This window comes from Arthrobacter sp. Y3224198 (assembly GCF_059090025.1).
The window spans coordinates 16,044-37,937 of record NZ_JBNHFG010000025.1; the positions used below are offsets into that span (position 1 = coordinate 16,044).

General features: G+C 64.7%; 20 protein-coding genes and 1 pseudogene. 10 read left to right on the forward strand and 11 right to left on the reverse strand.

The window, feature by feature from the left end; all coding sequences use genetic code 11:
• Positions 1-45 precede the first annotated feature (45 nt).
• From AC5RUF_RS12710 to AC5RUF_RS12720, 3 genes are all read right to left on the reverse strand, one after another.
• Complete coding sequence (locus tag AC5RUF_RS12710) at positions 46-723, reverse strand: GntR family transcriptional regulator (RefSeq protein ID WP_494130808.1); 678 nt, start codon at positions 721-723, stop codon at positions 46-48.
• Positions 720-2,183: a fumarylacetoacetate hydrolase family protein gene (locus AC5RUF_RS12715; RefSeq protein WP_494130809.1), complete on the reverse strand. Its 1,464-nt coding sequence runs from the start codon at positions 2,181-2,183 to the stop codon at positions 720-722. The genes AC5RUF_RS12710 and AC5RUF_RS12715 overlap by 4 nt, the downstream gene beginning before the upstream one ends.
• A 188-nt stretch (positions 2,184-2,371) precedes the next feature.
• Entirely contained in the window at positions 2,372-4,093 is a 1,722-nt protein-coding gene (locus tag AC5RUF_RS12720) for an AIPR family protein (protein WP_494130810.1), read from the reverse strand.
• A 931-nt stretch (positions 4,094-5,024) separates the two neighbouring features.
• Between AC5RUF_RS12720 and AC5RUF_RS12725 the strand changes: the two genes are divergently transcribed.
• Positions 5,025-6,104 (forward strand): alkene reductase, encoded by a 1,080-nt coding sequence (locus tag AC5RUF_RS12725; RefSeq protein ID WP_494130811.1) that lies wholly within the window; start codon positions 5,025-5,027, stop codon positions 6,102-6,104.
• A gap of 94 nt (positions 6,105-6,198) precedes the next feature.
• On the opposite strand, the gene AC5RUF_RS12730 is transcribed toward AC5RUF_RS12725, so the two are convergent.
• Positions 6,199-7,326 carry a hypothetical protein gene (locus tag AC5RUF_RS12730; protein WP_494130812.1) on the reverse strand — a complete coding sequence of 376 codons (1,128 nt, stop codon included), beginning with the start codon at positions 7,324-7,326 and terminating at the stop codon, positions 6,199-6,201.
• A 134-nt stretch (positions 7,327-7,460) separates the two neighbouring features.
• Between AC5RUF_RS12730 and AC5RUF_RS12735 the strand changes: the two are divergent.
• A pseudogene (locus tag AC5RUF_RS12735) lies at positions 7,461-7,696 on the forward strand (alkene reductase); the annotation flags it as partial.
• A 99-nt stretch (positions 7,697-7,795) separates the two neighbouring features.
• On the opposite strand, the gene AC5RUF_RS12740 reads toward AC5RUF_RS12735, so the two are convergent.
• Entirely contained in the window at positions 7,796-9,424 is a 1,629-nt protein-coding gene (locus AC5RUF_RS12740; protein ID WP_494130813.1) for an FAD-dependent oxidoreductase, read from the reverse strand.
• 110 nt (positions 9,425-9,534) lie between these two features.
• On the opposite strand from AC5RUF_RS12740, the gene AC5RUF_RS12745 reads away from it, so the two are divergent.
• Together AC5RUF_RS12745 and AC5RUF_RS12750 are read left to right on the forward strand one after the other, a co-directional pair.
• Entirely contained in the window at positions 9,535-10,137 is a 603-nt protein-coding gene (locus AC5RUF_RS12745; protein WP_494130814.1) for a helix-turn-helix domain-containing protein, read from the forward strand.
• A gap of 22 nt (positions 10,138-10,159) precedes the next feature.
• The gene (locus AC5RUF_RS12750) at positions 10,160-10,879 is read left to right on the forward strand and encodes a GntR family transcriptional regulator (protein WP_494130828.1); all 720 of its coding nucleotides are present in this window, start codon (positions 10,160-10,162) and stop codon (positions 10,877-10,879) included.
• Positions 10,880-10,977: 98 nt separating this feature from the next.
• Here AC5RUF_RS12750 and AC5RUF_RS12755 read toward each other — a convergent pair whose 3' ends face one another.
• From AC5RUF_RS12755 to AC5RUF_RS12765, 3 genes are all read right to left on the reverse strand, one after another.
• Complete coding sequence (locus AC5RUF_RS12755; protein WP_494130815.1) at positions 10,978-11,709, reverse strand: AAA family ATPase; 732 nt, start codon at positions 11,707-11,709, stop codon at positions 10,978-10,980.
• An 86-nt stretch (positions 11,710-11,795) separates the two neighbouring features.
• Positions 11,796-12,374 carry a PIN domain-containing protein gene (locus AC5RUF_RS12760; protein ID WP_494130816.1) on the reverse strand — a complete coding sequence of 193 codons (579 nt, stop codon included), beginning with the start codon at positions 12,372-12,374 and terminating at the stop codon, positions 11,796-11,798.
• Between the two features lie 16 nt (positions 12,375-12,390).
• Positions 12,391-13,032: a helix-turn-helix domain-containing protein gene (locus AC5RUF_RS12765; protein WP_494130817.1), complete on the reverse strand. Its 642-nt coding sequence runs from the start codon at positions 13,030-13,032 to the stop codon at positions 12,391-12,393.
• Between the two features lie 38 nt (positions 13,033-13,070).
• Between AC5RUF_RS12765 and AC5RUF_RS12770 the strand changes: the two genes are divergently transcribed.
• From AC5RUF_RS12770 to AC5RUF_RS12790, 5 genes are all read left to right on the forward strand, one after another.
• Positions 13,071-15,596 carry an excinuclease ABC subunit UvrA gene (locus AC5RUF_RS12770; RefSeq protein WP_494130818.1) on the forward strand — a complete coding sequence of 842 codons (2,526 nt, stop codon included), beginning with the start codon at positions 13,071-13,073 and terminating at the stop codon, positions 15,594-15,596.
• Between the two features lie 146 nt (positions 15,597-15,742).
• The gene (locus tag AC5RUF_RS12775; protein WP_494130819.1) at positions 15,743-16,285 is read left to right on the forward strand and encodes an MOSC domain-containing protein; all 543 of its coding nucleotides are present in this window, start codon (positions 15,743-15,745) and stop codon (positions 16,283-16,285) included.
• Positions 16,286-16,473: 188 nt separating this feature from the next.
• On the forward strand, positions 16,474-16,872 hold the full coding sequence (locus AC5RUF_RS12780; RefSeq protein ID WP_494130820.1) for a hypothetical protein: 399 nt from the start codon (positions 16,474-16,476) through the stop codon (positions 16,870-16,872).
• Between the two features lie 123 nt (positions 16,873-16,995).
• A complete protein-coding gene (locus AC5RUF_RS12785; protein WP_494130829.1) occupies positions 16,996-17,211 on the forward strand; it encodes a hypothetical protein in 216 nt (71 codons plus the stop codon).
• Positions 17,212-17,341: 130 nt separating this feature from the next.
• Positions 17,342-18,196 carry an aldo/keto reductase gene (locus AC5RUF_RS12790; RefSeq protein ID WP_494130821.1) on the forward strand — a complete coding sequence of 285 codons (855 nt, stop codon included), beginning with the start codon at positions 17,342-17,344 and terminating at the stop codon, positions 18,194-18,196.
• 29 nt (positions 18,197-18,225) lie between these two features.
• Here AC5RUF_RS12790 and AC5RUF_RS12795 read toward each other — a convergent pair whose 3' ends face one another.
• A complete protein-coding gene (locus AC5RUF_RS12795) occupies positions 18,226-19,131 on the reverse strand; it encodes a lantibiotic dehydratase C-terminal domain-containing protein (protein ID WP_494130822.1) in 906 nt (301 codons plus the stop codon).
• A gap of 362 nt (positions 19,132-19,493) precedes the next feature.
• Here AC5RUF_RS12795 and AC5RUF_RS12800 point away from each other — a divergent pair, with 362 nt between their 5' ends.
• Positions 19,494-20,135: a class I SAM-dependent methyltransferase gene (locus tag AC5RUF_RS12800; protein WP_494130823.1), complete on the forward strand. Its 642-nt coding sequence runs from the start codon at positions 19,494-19,496 to the stop codon at positions 20,133-20,135.
• 52 nt (positions 20,136-20,187) lie between these two features.
• On the opposite strand, the gene AC5RUF_RS12805 is transcribed toward AC5RUF_RS12800, so the two are convergent.
• The gene (locus AC5RUF_RS12805; RefSeq protein ID WP_494130824.1) at positions 20,188-21,336 is read right to left on the reverse strand and encodes a baeRF2 domain-containing protein; all 1,149 of its coding nucleotides are present in this window, start codon (positions 21,334-21,336) and stop codon (positions 20,188-20,190) included.
• A gap of 84 nt (positions 21,337-21,420) precedes the next feature.
• On the reverse strand, positions 21,421-21,894 hold a 474-nt coding region (locus AC5RUF_RS12810), incomplete at its 5' end, for a hypothetical protein (protein WP_494130825.1).

The window sequence follows — 21,894 nt, forward strand, 5'->3', positions numbered from 1 at the left end:
TTCTGGTGTTTCGGGAGGTCTTGGGGTTCGGGAGGCGGGGTTCGGTTAGATCGGGGAGGGCGGCTGGTGGTTCTGCGCCAGGAAGGCGTTGAGCGTGTTGGTGCGGTGCGCGCGGGCGGCGTGCTCGACGTCGGCGGCCGGGGCACCGGCGTCGATCAGGTCCAGCAGCGCGTCGTGTTCCTGTACCGACTGGTGCGAGCGTTGCGGCACGTAGCGGAAGGTGGAGGAACGCATGCGGCCCAGCCGGTTCCAGCCGCGGTGGACCAGGTCCAGGATGTGCGGATTGGGGCAGCGGGCGTAGAGCAGGGCGTGGAACTCGGTGTTCAGCTGCGTGAAGCGGACCGGGTCGAAGTTCTCCAGGACCTCGCGCATTTCCTCGTTGAGGGCGCGGGCCTGCTGCAGTTCCCCGGCGCTGATGCCCGGGGCCGCCAGCGCGGTGGCCGCGCCCTCGATGATGCTGAGGGTCTGCATGGTGTGCAGGTACAGGTCCGGGTCGATGCCGGCCACGGTGGCGCCCACGTTGCGGACAAAGTGGACCAGCCCTTCGGCTTCGAGCCGCCGGATTGCTTCCCGCACCGGGACCACGCTGAAGCCCATCTCGGTGGCGATGCTGCTGAGCACCAGGCGGTAGCCCGGGCTCATTTCGCCGCCGAGGATGCGCTCCTTCAGCTGGGTGTAGGCCTGCTCCGATTTGGAGCCGGCGGCGGTGCTTGTCCCGCTCATGCCTGCTCTGCTGCCCAGGCCTCGTACTTTTCCTTCCAGGCGGCGTTCATCGGGTACAGCCCGTCCACGCCGTGGCCGGCCTTGACCATTTCGGCGATGAACTCTTCCTGGTGTTCCTGCTTGATGCTGGCCTCCACCAGCTCCTCGGCGATGGCCGGCGGGATGACCAGGATGCCGTCGTCGTCGGCCACGATGATGTCGCCGGGCTGCACGGTGGCGCCGCCGCAGGCAATGGTGAGGTCGGTGTCCCAGGGGACGTGCTTGCGGCCGAGGACGGCGGGGTGCGGGTTGGCGCAGTAGACGGGCAGGTCGATGCCGGCGACCGTGGAGTAGTCACGGACGCCGCCGTCGGTGATGATGGCGGCTGCACCGTTGTGCTTGGCGCGCAGGGCGAGGATGTCGCCCAGGGTGCCGGTGCCCTTTTCGCCGCGGGCTTCCATGACCAGGATTTCGCCTTCGCCCACGGAGTCGATGGCGCGTTTCTGCGCGTTGTAGCCGCCGCCGTGGGACTTGAAGAGGTCCTCGCGGTTGGGCACGTAGCGCAGGGTGCGGGCGGTGCCCACCACCTTGCGGCCGGTGCGGGTGCCGGTGAGGCCGTCGATGGAGACGTTGTTCAGGCCGCGGGCGCGCATCTGCGAGGAGAGGGTGGCGGTGGCGACGGATTCCAGCTTGGCCTTGAGTTCCGGGGTGAGGGTCTTTTGCTTGGGGGCGAGTCCGGCCTTTTCGGCGGAGCCCCAGGCTTCTTCGCGCTGCGTGTCGTCGATCTTCGGCTGTGCGCCGAAGGCTGCCAGCGGGGTGGTGCCGTCGGTGACGGTGGTGGCCAGGCGGCCCGTGGTGAGGTCGGTGCCGGGAACGTCCACTTCGACTTCGAGGCGGTCACCGGGAACGGCCACGGAGGCCCCGGCTGGGGTGCCGGTGAGGATCAGGTCGCCCGGTTCCAGGGTGAGCAGCTGGGAGAGGTCTGCCACCAGCTGGGCGAAGGGGAAGAGCAGGTCTGCGGTGGTGTCGTCCTGGGCGAGTTCGCCGTTGACCCAGGTGCGGATGCGCAGGTTGGCGGGGTAGACGTCGGCCGCGTTGAGGATGGCGGGGCCCACGGGGGTGAAGCCGTCGCCGCCCTTGGAACGGAGGTTGGAGCCCTTGTCTGCCCAGCGCAGGTCGTAGACGCCCAGGTCATTGCTGGCGGTCACTCCCCCGACGTAGCTCCACGCGTCCTCGACGCTCACGCGGCGGGCGGTCTTGCCGATGACCAGGGCAATTTCGCCTTCGAAGCCGAGCAGTTCGCAGCCCGCGGGGCGTTCCACGCTGCCGCCGGTCAGGGCCAGGGAGGAGCTGGGCTTGAGGAAGTAGGAGGGCTGTTCCGGGGTGCGTCCGCGTTCTGCTGCCCTCGAGGGGTAGTTGATGTGGACGGCAATGACCTTGCCGGCCTGCTTGAGCGTGTCCGTGGTGGCGTCGTTGCCCATGTCTCTCCTGGATCAAGTACGAAATCGTATATGATCAGGGTTACATGTGGTGGGGGTCACGTCAAGGGACGCACCACACGTTTTAAAAGCGGCTTATCCCTGAGACTTCACCTAGACGAGCAGGAGCCCGGCAAGCCGAAAAACTCCAAAAGTCGCTTCACCCGACTCCCGCCCAATCCAGAAGGCTCCTAACCTGCTTGGAACGACTGCATCAAATCCCCGATGATCTCATTCGTTAGAGGTTGACGTTTCAGACGATCCGGCGAGGGAATTTTTCCATCGACTGACCCCAATATTACGTTAGCTATTTCGCGGAATTTTAGTACGTAATCGGTCTTCGAAAGTTCCTCAATCATAAGCTTGCTTTGCTTATCAATGGCGGCGCTGTTGAGTTGCGCACCTTTCCCTTTTAAGGTCACATACTTATAAGCCATCAGAATGTGATACCTGAGCGGCTTGAATGAAGTTTCAAGAGACGACCGGAAAGCCGTTTCTAGTCGGTATGCTGCAAATGCAGAAGCAATATACGGCGACAATTTATGGCCATCATCGAAAATCATTTTTCCAACATCGTCATAAAGCGCTTTGGGGTACCTAGCAGCCGCATGTGGGTTATCCAGGAACATCGCAGCAAACGAGCGCATCTGCTCAGTAATCGTTACAATTCGAGTTCGTGTAACGTCACGATAATAGAACTGACCCGAACGTCGTTCATATGTCAATCCCACGTTATAAATGTCCTGCTGGTAAAAATCCTCAAGCTTCTTCTGAAACTTCGTCAACGCTATCAAGTCGCTTTTATCTACCGCAGTTTGCGAGTTTGTTGCCCGAATTATGCTCGTCGCCACACGTTCGTCTGAAGTGACTACAATTCGGAAGGGGATAAAAGTGGAATCAAGATGGCCATTGAGGCTATCCTCTGACTCGTAGATACAATGGCTCGTTTGGCAACCATTTACGACTTGATAGCCGGAAAGCCTGACAGCGTCTCCAGGTTTGGGGGAGTACTCTCGTGCGACAATCGTCACTCCGTTGTTCAAAACGGGGAGAAGCGACCGCTCTGAACTCGCCAATGTATCCATGATTTGTCCATTTACCTGGTTTTCGATGCCCTTGAATCCTCGAACATTCTGGTAGAATACTCGCTCATTTAGAGTCTGATCCTCGTGTTTGACCAACTTAAGCAGCTCATTCAAGGACATCACTCCTAGAATAGCTTGGTCAATACCCGGCATTCCCGGCAGATTAATCGACTTATCAAGCACCACATCCGTTTCGTTTGCATGGTTTTTGACTAACGAAGCGTCATATAGGCGAGTAGCACCGTAAAGGTCGAAGATAACTTCTCCAATATATGAAATCTCTTCGATGCCTCCCTTCACCGTTTTGGTGCGGTCGACCACATTCTCGTCGAGTAAGGTGGCATCGCTTGCCGTGGACGCAAAAGCACATCTAACCTGGGGCTTGGTTTTCAACTTCGAGGCATGGTCCTCAAATATGCTAAAGAGTGATGCTGCGACTTCCCGTAATTTTGGATATGTCTCCGGCACGTTGTTGGTAAGTACTTTTTGTACGGTATTACCGAAATTGAGTATCTCGCTGGACTCCATACTCGAGGATGATTTCACCTGCAACAATGTGAGTATAACCTCGAGATTATTTCTGTTGGCACAGGCGTCGTCAATGTCACTCTGGCTATTGATCAGTTGTCCATTTATTTCAAGTGTTGCTATGTCGATGCCGATTGTCGACTCATCGAGCAAAAAATCTGAGAGTTGGCGCTGGTCCAACAAGTCATCGGGAAGAAGTAATGTTGCGACAAATAGCTCAAACGCGTCTGATTTTTTCATCTTCTCAAGCATGTTGTCAGCTACGAACTGCTTAAAAAGTCCTGCAAGTAGTGGATCCATTATTTTCTTTGGTCTCCGGATTTATTCATATGGACATGGCTGTCTATGTTTTCCGATGAAACACTCAGGCTTTATGGGCCTCGTTCATGAAGCCCATGTTCCGGTGTGTTCAAAGGCAATACAAAGTGATATTCGCCCCCAGCCTAGTCATAATTCGCACCGTGTCTACTGTGGCTTGTGCTCGGACATGGTGTGTCGCTCGTCTTTATGATTCATTTGACTGAGTCTTCGGATGCCGGTTTCGACCAAGATGTTCGATCAAATGGGGTCGGATCCGATCGATAGTCTGACCTTTTCCGTCGAGGTGGGTCGCCACTTCGGCTTGCAAGGGTTCCTACGAGGAGGAGCATCCCACTAGCGACCTACTCCTTAACACGCCAACACTGCAGAACCATTCAGGTCGCTGAATTGTACGTGTGGGTCGAGGATTGATGGTGAGAAACGCATGCGAGCCGAGAGCGCTCGGCTTAGAGCAGCAGGTCCACGGGCACGCACGCCAACTGTATGGCGTTCAACCCCTAAGCAGCTATGCGGTCAGCATCTTTTGATGCCTCTAACGGTGCTTCTGGGGCGAGCTGTGCGGCCGGGGCCACCTAGGTGGGCTCCCCTGCACCGCCTCCTGGTTGCCCGGGCCTGGCAGCACAAGCACCCGCGCCTCCAGACACAATTCACAGCGACGGCGCGCCAAAACACTGTCCTTTTTCCGTCTCGGTGAGGAGCAGACGTTCTCTGCAACGGCGACTACGTCCGCAGCTGAACGGGCCCCAATAAATGCACCCTGCCTTCCCCCTGACTGTTCACCGTTGCTCGTTCGAGTGTGACCTTACGCGCTCGTGGAATATCCGTGTCTCTGCCGGGAGTTGTAGCTGAATAAAGCAGTTTTTCCCAGAACGCCTCTGCCTTCAGCCAAGCAACAAAAGGACCCCACCACTTGAAACTCTTCACCCCCCTCACCGTCGGCACCATGGAACTGCCCAACCGCCTGGTCATGGCACCGATGTCCCGCGTCCGCGCCGACCGCAACGGCGTGCCCACCGACATCATGGTCGAGCACTACCGCCAGCGCGCCTCCATGGGCCTGATCATCAGCGACGGCATCTACCCCTCCTTCACCGGCCAGGGCAATGCCCTGATGCCCGGCCTGGTCACTGAGGACCACGTCGCCGGCTGGAAGCTCGTCACCGACGCCGTGCACGAGGCCGGCGGCCGGATCGTCGCCCAGCTGATGCATTCCGGACGCGTCGCACACGAGAACATCAACGGCGGCCGCCCCGTCGTCGCCCCCAGCGCCATCGCCGTCGAAGGCATGGCACACACCTACGACGGCAAGCAGCCCTTCCCGGTGCCGCACGCCCTCACCGAAGCCGAACTCCCCGGCGTCGTGCAGGACTTCGTCTCCGCCGCGCAGAACGCGATGAAGGCAGGGTTCGACGGCGTCGAGCTGCACGGTGCCAACGGCTACCTGCTGCAGGAATTCCTCTCCCCCGTCTCCAACACCCGCACCGACAACTACGGGGGCTCCCCGGAGAACCGGGCCCGCCTGGTCATCGAGGCCTTCCGCGCCGTGGCCGAGGCCGTCGGCGCCGAGCACACCGGCATCCGCATCTCCCCGGAGCACAACATCCAGGGCGTGCTGGAAACCGACCGCGCCGACGTCACCGCCACCTACACCGCCCTGGTGGACGGCATCGCCGATCTGAAGCCTGCCTACCTGAGCATCCTTCACGCGGATCCGGCCGACGAGCTGATCCAGGACCTGCGCCACCGCTTCGGCGGCCCGGTGCTGATGAACACGGGCTTCGGCACGGTCACCAGCCGCGAGGACGCCATCATGCTGCTCGAAGAGGACCTGGCCGACGCCGTCGTCGTCGGCCGCCCCGTCATCGCCAACCCGGACCTGGCCCGCCGCTGGCAGGAGGACCACCCGCTGAACGAGGTCAACCAGGCCACCGTCTACACGGACGGTGCCGCCGGCTACACGGACTACCCGGTGCTGGAACCGGTTTCCTAACCGAAACGAACGACGACGGCAGGTCTTCCGTGTGATGCGGGAGGCCTGCCGTCGTTTCGTGTTGCCGCGATCGTATCGCCTGCGCCGTCGTTTCTTACCGTTTTGACGGCTGCGCCGAGCGCTCCTCGCCGGAATACTGCGCCGCAATCTCCTCGCTCCAGGCACGTGCGTAGAGGCCAAGGACCGCCTGCTCGCGGAGCGGGAAGCCCAGCCCGTTGAGTGCGTGATGACTAGCCTCCATAGCCAGTTGCTGCGCACTGCGGCTGACGCGTTGTTTGTCTGCCCGGTACAAATACTCATCCATGGCCCTTGCCCACCGCTTCCGCCAGACGTCCACTGCCGGCTCCGAGGCCAGGGCGACCATCACCCGATGTGCGGGCATAATCCGGGGTGCAATCCGGGTCTTCATTGCACTGCGCGCCTGCGCAGCGTGCGGGCCAAAGGAACCTGTACAGGCGTGCAGATGCGCGTTCCAGTAGAAGTCCCAGCTGGTGGTCCTGCGGTCCGGCCAGACAGCGGACCGGGGGCCCCGCATCATGGCGTGACCGGCGTCGAAGAGCAGCAGGGCAGCCAGCATCGAGCGCATGTTGAGGCTGGGAAAGCGATTGACCGCCCACAAAACCAGATCCATGGAAACCTCGCCAATCCCAGTTACCAGTTCCAAGCCCTTTAGCCCACCGAACCGTGCAAGTGCTGATTCCACCGCCTCAGGTACCGGTTCGCCCGGCAGCGGCGGATAAACGAGCCCCGGCGAGTGGGAGATCTTCACGGTACCCAGAGTGGCAACGTTTTCGTCGGTCAGCGCCTGCGTAAACTTCCATAGGCGCTTAGCGACGTCGTCGGTGGCAAGCAAATGCAGGAGCACGGCCGGACGGTCGGATTCCAGGCTGCGTGACAACCGAAACCGGTTCCCCTCCCCGGCCCGCAGTTGTGAAGACAAAGGGGCAACAACATGGCGGATAATGTCGTCGCCGGCATCCTTACGCTCCGGCTCAATAGTCAGGATGGACCACAGGGTTGTGCTGGGGTGCTGGTTCACAGGGCGGGTAGCTAGTCCTCGATGAACGGTGTTCGATTGCATTACGCGGCTCATATCATCCCCATAAATGATGGTCTTGGCTTCGGGTGTGTTGCCAACACTGTGTTGCCAAAATGTGAATGTCCATACGGGCTCTCGAGAATCTTCACCCCATTGCGTCCGGTCTTCCTTTTCTGCGTACACAGAGCCACTATGGAGTGTTGGGAACAAGCGGTGCGCGCGGCACCCGGTCTCCCTAGTTTCTTATCCGTACACGGCACACCGGTTTCCCTAGGCGGACGCGCCCATGCTGCCAAGGTCCTCCCACAGGAACGCCAGGCCCGGAGCTGCTGAACACCGGCTTCGGCACGGTCACCAGCCGTGAGGACGCGATCATGCTGCTCGAAGAGGTCTGGCCGACGCCGTCGTCGTCGGCCGCCCGGTCATCGCCAACCCGGACCTGGCCCGCCGCTGGCAGGAGGACCACCCGCTGAACGAGATCGACCAGGCCACCGTCTACACCGACGGCGCCGCCGGCTACACGGACTACCCCCTGCTGGCACCGGTTTCCTAACCGAACACGATCGACGACGGCAGGCCTCCCGCGGAATGCGGGAGGCCTGCCGTTTCTTTAGCGGGGACGGTTTCCAAGGGTGTGAACGGACGGCTGGGGTCAGCTGCGTCGAGTGGCTCTGACGACGACGTCGTGAACGGTGGTCTCGCGTCCTTCGGGACCGGACATGGTTCGGCTTGATTCCTCAGCGGTCACGACCTCCCAGTCGCCGGGATCGAGACGTGCGGTGATGTTGGCCGCACTTGTCGAACTCGAAGCGGGCGGTCCATCGAAGTGGCTGCCGCGCCTCCGCCCATGATCAGTCCCGTGCTGGTGGTCGTCCCCACTGGCCTCGTGGTCGAGGTGACCAACGATGAGGAGGGTGCCTCCGGGGGCGACCCAGGAGGCGGTGCGGTCGTAGAAATCAAGTTGCGGCATGGCCGGGTGGGCGTACTGCGTGGTTACCAGGTCGTACTGTGCGTCCGGCTCCCAGATGGACAGGTCTGCCTGGACCCACTGCACCTGATCAGCGACGCCGGTGTCCGTCGCGCGCCCGGCTGCGAAGTCGAGTGCCGCGGCGGCGATGTCGGCGCCGGTGACTTTCCAGCCGTGCGTGGCAAGCCATATCGCTTCGGCTCCGGCACCACATCCCGCGTCGAGTGCGGTCCCCGGTGCCAGATCAGCGATTTCCCGTATTAGATGCGGGTTGACCTGGCTGGTTCCCATGGCCGTGACTCGGTCGCCCTGCCAGATCCGATCCCAGTACTCGTGATCGAACGTGTGCTCCATTGCGGGGGTTCCTTCACTACTTGAGGCGGCTGCTGCCACGGCTCGATCGAGGTCCTTCATAATGAGATCGGTGTTGATACCTTGCGCTGCCAGGGCCCCAGCCGCGGCAGCGGCCCCCACCTGGGCGCCGATGTTGGAGGAGTTGCCAGCGGCCCACACGCCGGGCACCGAGGTGGCGCCGGACGCATCGGCTTCGATGAACGCACCAACCGGATGGGCCGTCGGTACGATGCCGATCCCGGCGAACAGCTCGGTGCGGGCGACCATCGGCGTCGAGACCACCACCGCGTCGACCGCTACGACCGTCTCACCTAATCGCACACCGCTCACGTGGTCGTCCTCGATCTCCAGTCGCGAAATCCGGCCCGCGACGATGGCGACGCCGAGCGCCTCCAGCTTGGCGCGCTCCTGCGCCTCGAGCTGGAGGTCGTGGGCGAAGAACACGACGTCGGAACTCCACTGGCTGAACAGGATGGCCTTGTGCAGAGCCATCGGGTTGGTGCCCAACACTCCGATCCTGCGATCACGGACCTCCCAGCCGTGACAGTAGGGGCAGTGCAGGACACCACGACCCCACTGCTCGCGAACCCCGGGGATGTCCGGCAACTCGTCCACCAGACCCGTAGCGATCAGCAGCCGCTGCGCGCGAAGGACCGCACCGCCGCGGAGCACGACTGAGAAGCCATAAGACGCGCTGGACACGTCAACCACCTCGTCGTCCAGGATCTCACCGCCGTATCTGCGGACCTCCTGACGGCCGCGGACCAACAACTCCAACGGGCTCAACCCCTCGAGGCCGAGCAACCCGTGCACCCCGTGGGCGGGAGCGTTCCTCGGTTGGCCCGCGTCCACGACCGTCACCGGCCGGCGCGCCCGGGCCAGCGTCAGGGCAGCGCTCAGGCCGGCAGCGCCGCCACCAACAACCACCACGTCGCGAAGATAATCCGAATACTCTGCCATTGCTTGTCCTCTCGACAGGTCCGCTGCTGCCGGTCCGCAACAGCATTTGTTGAGAATGACTCACAACAAATAGCCTTGCAACCTTTATTGCCGAATGGCAAAATCCGGATATGGACGAGTCGATGGACCGCACTCTGGATGCCGTAGGGCCACGGCTGAAGCAGTTGCGGCAACGCCGGGACATCACCTTGAACGACCTCTCCGAGGAGACCGGGATCTCGACCAGCACACTGTCCAGGCTCGAGGCCGGGCTTCGGCGCCCCACGCTCGAACAACTGTTACCGCTGGCGCGCGCTTACGGTGCCACCCTGGATGAACTCGTCGACGCACCACCGACCGGTGACCCGCGCGTCAACCTGCGCCCGATACGCGCCGATGGCGGCCGGACCGTCCTCCCCCTCAGCCGCCGGGCCGGAGGCATCCAAGCCTACAAGTTCATCCTCCCCAGGGGACGCGACGATGCCAAGCCCGACCTGCGCACCCACGAAGGCTATGACTGGGCGTTCGTTCTGAACGGCAATCTGCGACTCGTCCTTGGTGAGCATGATCTGATCCTCAAACCCGGCGAAGCCGCAGAGTTCGACACCCGCACCCCTCACTGGTTCGGTGCCACCAGCTCAGGACCCGTCGAATTCCTCACCCTCATCGGCAAACAGGGAGAACGCGCGCACCTGCGCACCAGCCCGACGCAGCCCAACGATCGCCATCTCTAATTCCGGCCAGGCTCAATAGCCGCTGTCGCACGGCTCTGGCTGCCCCGGTGGTTGTCCTACAGGGCCTGCTGGAAACCGACCGCGACGGCGCGATCATGCTGCTCGAGGAGGACCGGGCTGTCGCTTCCCCGGGCGCCAAGCGCCCTCCGAACGCGTCTACTCGCTCCTACGGGCAGCGGTGCTGCACGGAGCCGTCCGGCCTGGGCAGCCACTCCGCCCCCAGGTGTTGGCCGACCAGCACGGCGTGAGCCTCGCCGTCGCGCGGGAGACGCTGTTGCGGCTGGTGGGCGAGGGTCTGGCCGAGCGGCTGCCGAACCGCGGTTTCGCCGTCCCCACGGTCGGCGATGACCGCTGGCAGCAACTGGCGCAGGCCAGGGCGATCTTCGAACCCACGATGCTGCGTATGTCGATCGAGCGAGGCGATCTGGAGTGGGAGGCGCGGGTACGGGCGGCCCATCACCGGCTCTCCGGCACGCCTCCGTATGAGCACGACGGCGATGCGCATTTCTCGGATGCCTGGGCGACGGCGCACCATGATTTCCACCGCACACTGCTGGACGCCTGCGGCAACGAGGTGCTGATGGAAACCTTCGAACGCATGTGGACCGCCACTGAGCTCGCCCGGCGCTGGTCAGCCGCAATCGCACCGCACCGCGACGGAGCCGGCGATCACCGCGCCTCGAAGGGGCAGCACTGGCGCGGGAGGCCGAGAAGGCAGCCGACTTGCTCACCCGGCACCTGACCGGCACCGCTACCGCGCTCTCGACGCCACGCTGACGCGATGAAGGCAGGGGCTAGCTGCCGGAGGAGGGCCGCCGCGTGCGGCCGCCGGTTTGGGCATCACGGTGCGAGGATATGCCGCAGGTAACGGCCCGGCTCGTTCAGGTAGGACCTCCAGTTCGTCACCAGGTCCAGGTCATCCCACTCGCGGCGGGCTATCCCGTGGGCGCCTGTCTCATAGATGGTGGCCCCGGGAAGCGAGGCCAGCACGGGGGAATGCGTGGCACACAGAATCTGCGATCCGTTCGCTGCGAGATCGCTGAGCACGCCGATGAGGGCAAGGGTGGCGCTGAAGGACAGTGCGGCTTCGGGCTCGTCGAGGCAGTAAAACCCGCGAGTGTTGAGGTAGGTATCCGTAAGGGCCATAAAGGACTCTCCGTGGCTCATGGCATGGAAGTTCCCGCCGCCGGCCTGATCCTGGAAGGTGTAGTACCCGTGCATCGTTTCCGCCCGCAGGAAGAAGCCCCATTTCGGGGCGCCCGGCTGCCGGACCAGGCTGATCCAGCTGCTCAGCGGGGATTCCGTTTGGTGCGTGCTGTGGGCCGAATGCACCGTTCCGCCCTCCGGCCCCAAGCCGTAGGCTGCCGCGACTGCCTCCACCAGCGTGGATTTGCCGCTGCCGTTCTCGCCTACCAAAAAGGTCACTCCGGGTGGAAGTTCCAATCCGGATTCCAGGACCGCAGCCACGGCCGGAACTGTAACGGGCCAGCCGGACGTCGGCACATCCGCGTCCGGCCTGCGCTGGATTTCACGGATCAGACGTGGATCGTTCAAACCTCGGGAAGATGACATCTGGCCATTCTGGCAGGCTGCAGTGACAAATCCCGGAACCTGGAAAACCATGCGGGGGGGCCTGCCGTTCCTTGGCGGGATGGTTTCTAAAGGAAGCCTCTAAGCAGGTCGGTCGTTGCATCCAAGGAGTATGTCTTTGCCAGTTCGTCAAGAATGTCCTCCGGCGTCTGCTTGGCCCCTTTTCGTCCCGAGCGCTCAGCCATTGCACGGACCGCCGCCAGTCCAAGCTCCGGGCGAACCGAAACGGTTTCGTAAGCGAAATCCTGAACGCCAGTGATCTGGATACCGTCAGGCACCTTTTCGGACGGGAAATCACGAAGGTTGTCGGTGACGATACTTCCTGCACCTCCGACTATCGCAGCCGCCAACACGTGCTCGTCGTCGGGGTCCGGCAGCCCAAAGGTCCCCTCCAGCCCTTCCCAATCCGTCACGATCGAATCAGCGAAGTGTGTACGCATTTGCTCTGCCAGATGGCGGGCTTTGGCTTCCGCATCCTCCTGGCTGTCGCCTCGCTTGATGCGCTTCCGTTCTTCGTTGACCTCCACCTCAGCGAGAATCGCCTCGCTGAAAATGAACCGGTAGGACCCCTCGAAAGCCAGCGATAATAAGAAGTCTCTCAGCGTGCTTGGCCACAGCACGCAGCTGTCCAGGAGTGCGGTAAACATACCCCGTATTCTGGCCCTATTTGGAAGCGCGCCGGCGGCGGCGTGCCGCTTCTTTCTTTGCTTCTTTCATGTCCTCGACGACGCTGGACGGGCTTTCATCTTCAATGTCACCCAGGGAATCGAGAGCGGCGTACTGCTCCGCCTTCCGGACTTCCTTAAAGGCCAGGACATCTTCAAGCTTGACGCGTCGGTGCGTACCCGGCTTTTCATACGGGATCTTTCCGGCGTCGAGGAGGCGGACGAGAGTCGGACGAGTAACGCCGAGAAGCTCGGCCGCCTGCTGGGTTGTCAGCGTCATCGATCGAGGCGTGAGCGTTACAGCTTGCCCCTTGCGCATCGCATCCACGGCCTTGACTAGAACCTCGTAGATTTCATACGGGAGCTCAACCTGATCGCTCTCACCAGTACCTGACAGGAAGAACTGCGGTTTAGGCTTGGCCCCGTTCTTCTGTGCGTGGGCCTCGATGAAGTTGTATATCTTTCCAGCTTCGGGGGCCTCAGGAGCAAAGAAGGTCTCCTTGGCTGCGGCGTTCGCGCTCATTCCGGTCTCGCTTCTCTGATTCGGGCTTTCGTGATGGGATTTTCGTTCTTTGCGTTTTTTTCGTTTTGACGTTTTTGAATCGTAACTCCATGACCCGCGCGCGTCCAGTCCAGCCATGCCTGCTACTAGCCCGCCCCGCGCAGTAGTTTGGACCCATGGCAGAGACTCCTCCCGCCCGCCCAGCAGCCCCACCGTCGTCGGCCGTTCAGATCCGCGGCGCCCGGGTACACAACCTTCGGGACGTGGACGTCGACGTTCCCCTGGACCGGCTGGTCGCCGTCGCCGGTGTCTCCGGGTCCGGGAAATCCTCGCTGGCCATGGGCGTGCTGTACGCGGAAGGCTCGCGGCGGTACATCGAGGCGCTGTCCACCTACACCCGCCGGCGGATGTCACACGCCGCCCGCGCGTCCGTAGACTCGGTCCGGCACGTGCCCGCGGCACTGGCCCTGCACCAGCGGCCCGGCGTGCCCGGAGTGCGCTCCACCTTCGGCACCTCCACGGAACTGCTCAACGTGCTGCGCGTAATGTTCTCCCGGCTCGGCTCTCACCTGTGCCCCAACGGGCACCGGCTGGACCCCGCCATCGACGTCGCGGCGGACAAGCCACTGGTCTGCCCGGTCTGCGGGGCGGTGTTCCGGCCGCCCGGCGCGGAGTCGCTGGCCTTCAACTCCGACGGCGCGTGCCCGGTGTGCGAGGGCACCGGCACGGTCCGCGAGATTAACGACGCCGCCCTGGTCCCGGATCCGTCTCGGTCCATCAACGAGGGCGCGGTGGCCCCGTGGAACATGTTCGGCCTGACCGTGATGCCGCAGGTCGTGGCGGACTTCGGCGTGCGCACCGACGTGCCCTACGCCGACCTGACCGAGCGCGAACGGCAGATCGTGATGGACGGGCCCGAGGAAAAACGGCACCTGAGCATCCCGTCGAAAAACGGCAAGCTGTTCGAGCTGAACTGGACCTACCGCAACGCCCGGGTGGCCGTCCGGGAGGCCATGAACAACGCCACCAGCGAGAAGGGCCTGGCCCGCATCAACCGCTTCGTCACGGCCCGCACCTGCCCCGCCTGCCACGGCACCCGACTCTCCCCCGCGGCCCTCGGCACCCAGGTGGCCGGCATCAGCCTGGCCGAAGCCACCGCCAAAACCCTGGACGAAGCACTCGCCTGGGCACCCGGCGTCGTTGGCACCCTGCCGGCGGACATGCACTCCATGGCGCGGATAATCATTTCCCAGTTTCAGGAGATGGCCCGCCGCCTGGTCCAGCTCGGCCTGGGCTACCTCGGCCTGGACCGCGCCGGGGCCACCCTGTCCACCGGCGAGCGCCAGCGGGTCCAGCTCGCCCGCGCGGTGCGCAACGAAACCACCGGGGTCCTCTACGTCCTGGACGAGCCGTCCATCGGCCTGCACCCGGTGAACGTGGAAGGACTCATCGGCGTCATGCGTGACCTGCTCGACGGCGGCAACTCGGTAGTGCTGGTGGATCACGACGTGCAGGTGCTGCGCGAGGCGGACTGGCTGATCGAACTCGGTCCCGGCTCCGGCGCCGAGGGCGGGGAACTCATCGCGGCCGGCACCCTGCGGGACATCGAGGCCAACCCGGCGTCGCTCATCGGCCCGTTCCTGCGCGGCGGAACTGGCGCGGTGGTGCGCGAGCGCGCCGCCGCCGCGGACATGTACAACCAGGGAACCCTCCGGCTCGCCACATCCCCGCTGCACACCGTCTCCGCCCTCGACGTCGCCGTCCCCAGGAACCGTCTCACGGCGGTCACCGGGGTCTCCGGTTCCGGGAAAACCACCCTGGTCCTGGACAGCCTGGTTCCGGCCCTCGCCGCCGCGGAACATGCCGCGGCACTGCCCGAGCATGTCCGCTCCATCGATCCGGCCGGCATCACCCGCGTGGACGTGGTTGATGCAACCCCCATCGGGGTGAACATCCGCTCCACCGTGGCCACCTACTCCGGGATCCTGAACGACCTCCGCCGCGCCTACGCCGCCACCGACGCCGCGCGGGAACGCGGCCTGAAGGCCGGGGACTTCTCCTACAACACCGGATCCCTGCGCTGCCCGCGCTGCGAGGGCACCGGCCAGGTGGTCCTGGACGTCCAGTTCCTGCCCGACGTCGACATCCCCTGCCCCGGCTGCAACGGTTCGCGCTACGCCCCCGCCGCTGATGCAGTCCTGCTGGACACCGGACGCGGAGAACTGTCCTTGCCGGCCCTGCTCGCACTCACGGTCCGGGAGGCGCGGGCGGCGCTGGAGAAGCGGCCGAGGATCCGGCGGAAACTGCAGATCCTCATCGACCTGGGCTTGGGCTACCTGACCCTGGGCGAGGACACCCCGGCCCTGTCCGGTGGGGAGGCGCAGCGGCTGAAACTCGCCGGTGAACTGGGGAAGGACCAGTCCGGCACGCTGTTTGTCCTGGACGAACCGTCCGTGGGCCTGCATCCGCTGGACACCCGGGTCCTGATCGGAGTGCTGGACCGGCTGCTGGCTAAGGGCGCAACGATTGTGGTGATCGAACACGACCTGGACCTGATCACCAACGCTGATTACGTGATTGACCTGGGTCCCGGCGGCGGCGTGGCCGGCGGCCGGATTGTCGCCGCCGGCACCCCGGAGGAGGTCGCCGCCGACCCGGCCAGCTCCACCGGACGCTACCTGCGGGCGCACCTGCGGGAATGATGCGCGCTGTCTGACGGCCGGCGGATCGGAAAGCGGAAAGACACCCGGCAAACACGTGGTGGTGATCGGCCAAGGAGAGTTGCGGCCCACCACGCCTGCAGAGAAATACCGGCGAGGCCACCCGGAACCATGGAATGATCCGTTAAATGACGTCTAGAGTGCTCTCGGTCAGCCGCAGCAGCAAGCATCACTTCAGCAAGGAGCGGGTGGACTCGGTGCTGCTGGTGGAAGGGCTCGGTGTGGACGGAGACGCACACTCCGGCACCACGGTGCAGCATGTGTACCGAAAGCGGTTCCATCCGACGGAGCCCAACCTGCGGCAGGTCCACCTGATCCATGCCGAACTGTTCAATGAACTCGCCCAGGAAGGGTTCGAGGTGCACCCCGGCGACCTGGGAGAAAACATCACCACCCACGGCATCGATCTCCTGAACCTGCCGGAGGGAACACGCCTGCGGATCGGGCCCGACGCCGTCGTTCAGGTCACCGGCCTGCGGAGTCCCTGCCGGCAGATCGACCGCTTCCGGACCGGCCTGCTCAAGGCCGTGGTGTCCCGCGACAGTGCCGGGAACGTGGTGCGCAAGACGGGGATCATGGGCGTTGTGCTGGCAGGCGGGCGGGTAAGCGTCAACGACGACATCCGTGCCGAGCTTCCGGCCGGACCGCACCGTCGGCTCGTGTGTGTCTGATTCCGATCGGTAAGGTCCGGGGTTTGGCGGTCTCACCACACCGCGTTGAAGCGGATGCAGGAAAATGCCTGGGCGAACCGGACGGTGACGGCGTCGGAGACTCGGCCCGGCGCCGCAGCGGATGGACTGTTTGCTAGGCTCGGCCGCGACAGAGCCAATATGGCAGCGCCAGCAACCCGGGGGAACCAATGAAGACACACGGACCAGCAACAGCGGCAGTGCTCATAGCCGGGATGCTTCTGGTGAGCGGCTGCGGCACCGATACCGAACCGGCCGCGGCGTCGGCTCCCACGGACGCGCCCGTCACCGGCGGCTATGAAGGCTGGTGGAACGCAACACCGGGGTCAGGTGACACCAGCGGGCTGCCGGATGAAACCGTTGCGGTCCGCACGGACACCGGCACCGTTGTGGATGCCTCCGCCCGGGATGCAAGCGGGCAGGCAGCCGCGGTGGACCCCGCCGCCGTCGACTACACCGTGGTGCCGGACCCTGCCTGGCCCAAGCAGTCGGTGGTCATCATCGACACCGCAACCGGCCAAGTCATTGAAAGCTTCCCGGTCGATTCAGACGGTGCGCCCATCCGGTAAGCGTGTCCGACGCCGTAGCAAGGGCCAGGACCTCATGCCGCCGGCGCCGGGAGCTCTCAGGGACCGGTTAATCGCAGTTCCGCCCGACTGTGGTTGGGTGTTCCTCTGGATAACTACGTGAACATGGGCTGGTTCTGCTTCACCCTCGCCCTGATTAACGCCGGTTTGGCTGAGCAAAAGAACCGGTCGCGGGCAGCGTGGTTCCTTCTGTCGCTGCTGCTGGGGCCCATCGCCACCGCCCTTATTGTTGTGCGGCGGGCACCGGAACCGGTTGAACCGTCCATGACACACCGCGGCGGGTGGAAGACCTCCGGGCCGTCACGGGAATGGCGCGCGTAGACCGCCGGGGCACACCGGCGCTGAGTCAGGGGCAACCGGCGATCCTCCGCCGGGCATTCCGCTGGCGCACGCACTGCGGGAGCATGGGCTGTGGGGGATCGCCGTTCCGCCGACTCCTAGGAGCAGTCCCATGATCCTGCAAGAGACCTACACTCTGGCCAACGGGCAATCCATTCCCAAGCTCGGGCTGGGCACCTGGTTCATCGACGAAGCCATCGCCGCACAGGCTGTCCGGGACGCCGTCGACATCGGCTACCGCAATATCGACACTGCACAGGCCTACGGCAATGAGCACGGCGTGGGTGAAGGGGTGCGCACCAGCGGCGTGCCGCGCGGGGAGCTGTTTGTCTCCAGCAAGCTGGCCGCCGAGATCAAGGACTACGACGGCGCCGTGGCCGCCATTGACGGCTCCCTGGCGACAATGGGCCTGGATTACCTGGACCTGATGCTCATCCACAGCCCCCAACCTTGGAACGACTGGCGCGGCGGCACCTACGCCGAGGGCAACCGGCAGGCCTGGCGGGCCCTCGAGGAGGCCCAGCAGGCCGGCAAGCTGCGCTCCATCGGCGTCTCCAACTTTGAACAGTCCGACCTGGAGAACATCATCTCGGTCTCCACGGTGGCCCCGCAGGTGAACCAGGTGCTCTTCCACATCGGCAACACCCCCGATGACCTCCTCTCCTACTGCGCCGGAGAGGGAATCCTCATTGAGGCCTACTCCCCCATTGCGCACGGCGAAATGCTGGAGGACCCGGACCTGCTCGAGATGGCCCGGCTCTACTCGGTGAGCGTTCCGCAGCTGTGCATCCGCTACGCACTGCAGCTGGGCACCGTTCCGTTGCCCAAGACGGCGAATCCGGAGCACATGCGGGAAAACGCGCAGGTCGATTTCGCCATCTCCGACGAGGACATGGATACGCTCTGGCGGCTGCGGATCAGCGGCTACGGCCGATCCAGCGTGTTCCCGGTCTTCAGCGGTATCTGACCTGTCCCGCCATCCGTGGCCGCGGCGCGTCACTTCCTGCCCGGCCGGACCTCCCCGCCGGAGTACTGGGCTTCAATCTCCTTGCTCCACGCACGTGCGTAGAGGCCCAGGGTTCCCTCCTCCCGAAGCGGGAAACCCATCCGGTTGAGGGCGAGCCGGCTGGCGCCCATGGCAAGTTGCTGCGCACTGCGGCTGATGCGTTGCTTATCCGCCCGGTACAGGTACAGATCTATGGCCCGTGACCAGCGCTTCCGCCAGGCATCCACCATTGGCTCCGCGGCCAGGGCCGTCATCATCCGGTGCGCGGGCATGATCCGGGGCGCCATCCGGGCCAGCATGGCCCGGCGCGCCTGCTCCGAGTGCGAGCCGAAAGACCCCGTGCAGGCGTGCAGGTGGGAGTTCCAGTAGTAATCCCAGCTGGTGGTCCTGCGGTCCGGCCACACGGAGGACCGGGGTCCGCGCATCATCGCGTGCGCCGTATCGAAGAGCAGCAGGGCAGCCAGCATGGAGCGCATGGGAGGGTTGGGAAAGCGGTTGACCGCCCAGAGGGCAAGGTCAGAGGAAAGTTCGGAAATCTCGACCGCCAGCTTCAGGCCCGCCGAACCGCCGAACCGGGCAAACGTCGCTTCCATCAATTCCGGCAGCGGTTCCCCGGGCCGGGGCGGATACAGGATGTCCGGGGACCGGGAGATCCTTACGGCACCCAGTCTGGCAGCGCGTTCGTTGGCCAGAGCGTTCGCAAACGTCCAGACGCGTTCAATGACCCCCTCCGTGGCACGCAGATGCAGGTGCACTACCGGATAGGCCGATTCCACGCTGCGGGAGAACCCGAACCGGGACCCCTCCCAGCCCCGCACCTGGGCACACAGCGGGGCCACCATATGGCGGACTATTTCATCGCCCACGTCCGGGCGCTCCGGCTCGATGTTCAACATGGACCACAGGATGGTCGGACTGCTTTGCCGGGGCACGGCAGAGGCGGCGGTTCCTCCGGGCAAGGTGTTCGATTGCGCTGCGTGGTTCATGTCATCCCCCAAGAATGATGGTCCGGATCATCGATGCTCGTCCTGCCTACAGGAGAAGACGGCATCTTCACACCGTTATTGGGAAATCGCATTCACCCTTGCGTCAGGTACCGGCCCCATGTATTTCCGAGCCGTGCCGGATTGTTCTGCTACCGGTTTGGGAAGTCCCTCCGCTGCGCACCGGCAGGGATTTCCCAAACCGGCAGGGATCTCCCAAAGCGGGCCTATTCGGTCCCGTGCCTTCCGGCCAGCCCGCGCACTAGGCTGAAAACATGACACAAGACTTCGGCAAGGACTACTGGGAGCAGCACTGGCAGGACGCCCCGGACACGGATCCGGCCGCGACCGCCGCACCTCCCGCCAACCCCTACGTGGCACGCATCGCGGCCGAGCTCCCGGCGGGCACCGCGCTCGACGCCGGCTGCGGCACCGGCGCCGAAGCCGTGGAACTGGCAGCCCGCGGCTGGGATGTGGTGGGCGCGGACGTCTCACCCTCGGCCCTCGCCGCGGCGGCCCGCCGTGCCGAAGCCCGGCCGCTCTCCGGCAGCGTGTCCTGGGTCGAGGCGGACCTGACCACGTGGGAGCCTGAACAGCAACAGCTTTTCGACCTGGTCACCACCAACTACGCCCACCCGGCCATGCCGCAGCTGGCGTTCTACTCCCGCGTGGCCGCGTGGGTGGCCCCGGGCGGCACGCTGCTGGTGGTGGGGCACGCGCACGACGCCGAGGCCGCCACGGCGCACGGCCATCACCCTCCGGAGGAAACAGTGGTCACGGCTGATTCCATACGGGCACTGCTGGACCCGGCGGACTGGACCGTCACGGTTGCAGAGGAGCACCCGCGCACGCTCACCGCCCCGGACGGCAGCCCGGTCACCCTGCGCGACGTCGTGGTCCAGGCGCGCCGTTCCTGACCACCCCGCCCGATCCCCCGGGACGCGGTGAACCCCTCGCGTTGGATGGACCCTAGGTCGCGTTGTCCCCGGGCACCTCGGGGCCGGTAGGCCAGCGCAGCAGCGCGGCGACATCGCCCCCGTCCGGCAGCACGCCGTCGGGCACCAGCAAAAGGGTCCCGTCCGTCAGCGACGCCGCCCGCAGCAGCGCCGCCGACGCCGGCACCTGGCCAAGCACTTCCGCGCCGAGGGCCTGTTCCTCCGCGGTCGCCACCCACGGCTCGGCGCCCAGGGCCAGCAGCTGCCGGTCCGCGAGCGCACTGTCGTTCAGGATCAGGACATCAACCTGCGCCTGCTGAAGGGCGGTCACCACGTCGCCGAGGCCGGTGGCCGACTCGGGATTGGCCTGGCCCTGCTGCAGGGCCAGGCGGTCCAGGATCTGCTCCTGCTCGGCCGCCCACTGCAGCGCAATGCGTTCCTGCACCTTGTCCTCGAACGCCTGGCGGTGCGGGTCTTCGGGGCGCGGCTCCGAATCGATCATGCTGACCAGCGGCTTGTGCGCCTCCGCCAGCTGGTCCAGCACCAGTCCGCGGGCACGGAGATCACCGGCGAGCACAATCAGCCGGGCACCGCTGCTGTCCACAATCCGATCGACCTGCGCGGCGACGTCGTCCGCGTTCCGCCGCCAGGTGTCCTCGCTCCGGCGCTGCTGCTTGTTCTGCCCCCAGCCTTCGCCGCCGGGGAGCTTGCTGATGTCTTCGGTGGATCCCTCCACGCCCTCCACCGCTGCTGGCCCGGGACGGCCCACGTAGGCCAGCCGGATCTCGGCCTCCTCCCGCGAGGCTTCGACCACAAGGTAGGGGAAGTCCTCCGGACGGTGCCGGAGCAGGGGCAGCAGGTCCGGAACCAGGTCCACCGACACATGCCCCGGGGCCACCAGCGCACCGGGCAGGAGCTCGTTCAGTTCCTCCGTTCCCTCCCGAACCAGGACATAGCGCGAGATCGGGGCCGGCAACCCGTAGGCAGGAGCCACCGCAACCTCCATGGCCTCCAGGTCCGCCGGCGTCGCGCCCTGGGCCGCCAGCACCGCACGGACATCGCCGGGGCGGACTTCAGCGGCCTCCGAGCCTTCCACACCGCCGGCCCCGGCATCGACATAGGCGGCGCACCAAGGCCCCTGTTTCCGATAGAGTTCCGCGAATTTCTGGAGCTGCTCCGTCATGTCGATCTCCTGCCTGTGCGGCTGGCCGCACGTCGATTCAACCCATGCTTCTAGCTAACACCGGCATCCGCGGCAATTACAGGGTTACCTCGGCGCTCTGCCCGCCGCCGGGCGGTCTTCTCCGGCCGGGCGATCGAAACGCAGGGCCGCATTACGCTCGCAGCGCCGCAGCCAGGTTGCAGCGAGCATCGCGACCGTGTGTTCCCAGCCGATGAGTGCCAGCATGGCCGGGCCTGCGCCGGACGGCGGAACCGTCACCAGGCCCGTCCCGCTGTGCTGGTGGCCGGCGCCACCCGCGCCGGGGGCCAGCAGCAGAACCGCATGGACCGCGACCATCACCAGCGCCCCGCCCATCAGCATCCGCGCCGCCGGCACGGACCCTGACCGCCAGAGCGGCGGCACGCACGGCAGGCATACCAGCGCCATCAGCAGCATCAGCCCTGCCTGCCACCACGCACCGGCATGCTGGCCGGACATCCACACGTGCAGGCCCGCGGAGGCCAGCGCCGCCCCGGCGCAGAGCCGGGCGTGGATGCGGAAGTTGCCGGAAGGGACGGG

Excerpts from the sequence above, each read along its gene's own strand:
- AC5RUF_RS12755 (WP_494130815.1), bottom strand. The coding sequence starts at position 11,709 with ATGTCATCTTCCCGAGGTTTGAACGATCCACGTCTGATCCGTGAAATC.
- AC5RUF_RS12775 (WP_494130819.1), top strand. The coding sequence starts at position 15,743 with ATGACGTCTAGAGTGCTCTCGGTCAGCCGCAGCAGCAAGCATCACTTC.
- AC5RUF_RS12770 (WP_494130818.1), top strand. The coding sequence starts at position 13,071 with ATGGCAGAGACTCCTCCCGCCCGCCCAGCAGCCCCACCGTCGTCGGCC.
- AC5RUF_RS12710 (WP_494130808.1), bottom strand. The coding sequence starts at position 723 with ATGAGCGGGACAAGCACCGCCGCCGGCTCCAAATCGGAGCAGGCCTAC.
- AC5RUF_RS12720 (WP_494130810.1), bottom strand. The coding sequence starts at position 4,093 with ATGGATCCACTACTTGCAGGACTTTTTAAGCAGTTCGTAGCTGACAAC.
- AC5RUF_RS12740 (WP_494130813.1), bottom strand. The coding sequence starts at position 9,424 with ATGGCAGAGTATTCGGATTATCTTCGCGACGTGGTGGTTGTTGGTGGC.
- AC5RUF_RS12780 (WP_494130820.1), top strand. The coding sequence starts at position 16,474 with ATGAAGACACACGGACCAGCAACAGCGGCAGTGCTCATAGCCGGGATG.
- AC5RUF_RS12785 (WP_494130829.1), top strand. The coding sequence starts at position 16,996 with ATGGGCTGGTTCTGCTTCACCCTCGCCCTGATTAACGCCGGTTTGGCT.
- AC5RUF_RS12790 (WP_494130821.1), top strand. The coding sequence starts at position 17,342 with ATGATCCTGCAAGAGACCTACACTCTGGCCAACGGGCAATCCATTCCC.
- AC5RUF_RS12760 (WP_494130816.1), bottom strand. The coding sequence starts at position 12,374 with ATGTTTACCGCACTCCTGGACAGCTGCGTGCTGTGGCCAAGCACGCTG.
- AC5RUF_RS12745 (WP_494130814.1), top strand. The coding sequence starts at position 9,535 with ATGGACGAGTCGATGGACCGCACTCTGGATGCCGTAGGGCCACGGCTG.
- AC5RUF_RS12715 (WP_494130809.1), bottom strand. The coding sequence starts at position 2,183 with ATGGGCAACGACGCCACCACGGACACGCTCAAGCAGGCCGGCAAGGTC.
- AC5RUF_RS12800 (WP_494130823.1), top strand. The coding sequence starts at position 19,494 with ATGACACAAGACTTCGGCAAGGACTACTGGGAGCAGCACTGGCAGGAC.
- AC5RUF_RS12805 (WP_494130824.1), bottom strand. The coding sequence starts at position 21,336 with ATGACGGAGCAGCTCCAGAAATTCGCGGAACTCTATCGGAAACAGGGG.
- AC5RUF_RS12765 (WP_494130817.1), bottom strand. The coding sequence starts at position 13,032 with ATGGCTGGACTGGACGCGCGCGGGTCATGGAGTTACGATTCAAAAACG.
- AC5RUF_RS12795 (WP_494130822.1), bottom strand. The coding sequence starts at position 19,131 with ATGTTGAACATCGAGCCGGAGCGCCCGGACGTGGGCGATGAAATAGTC.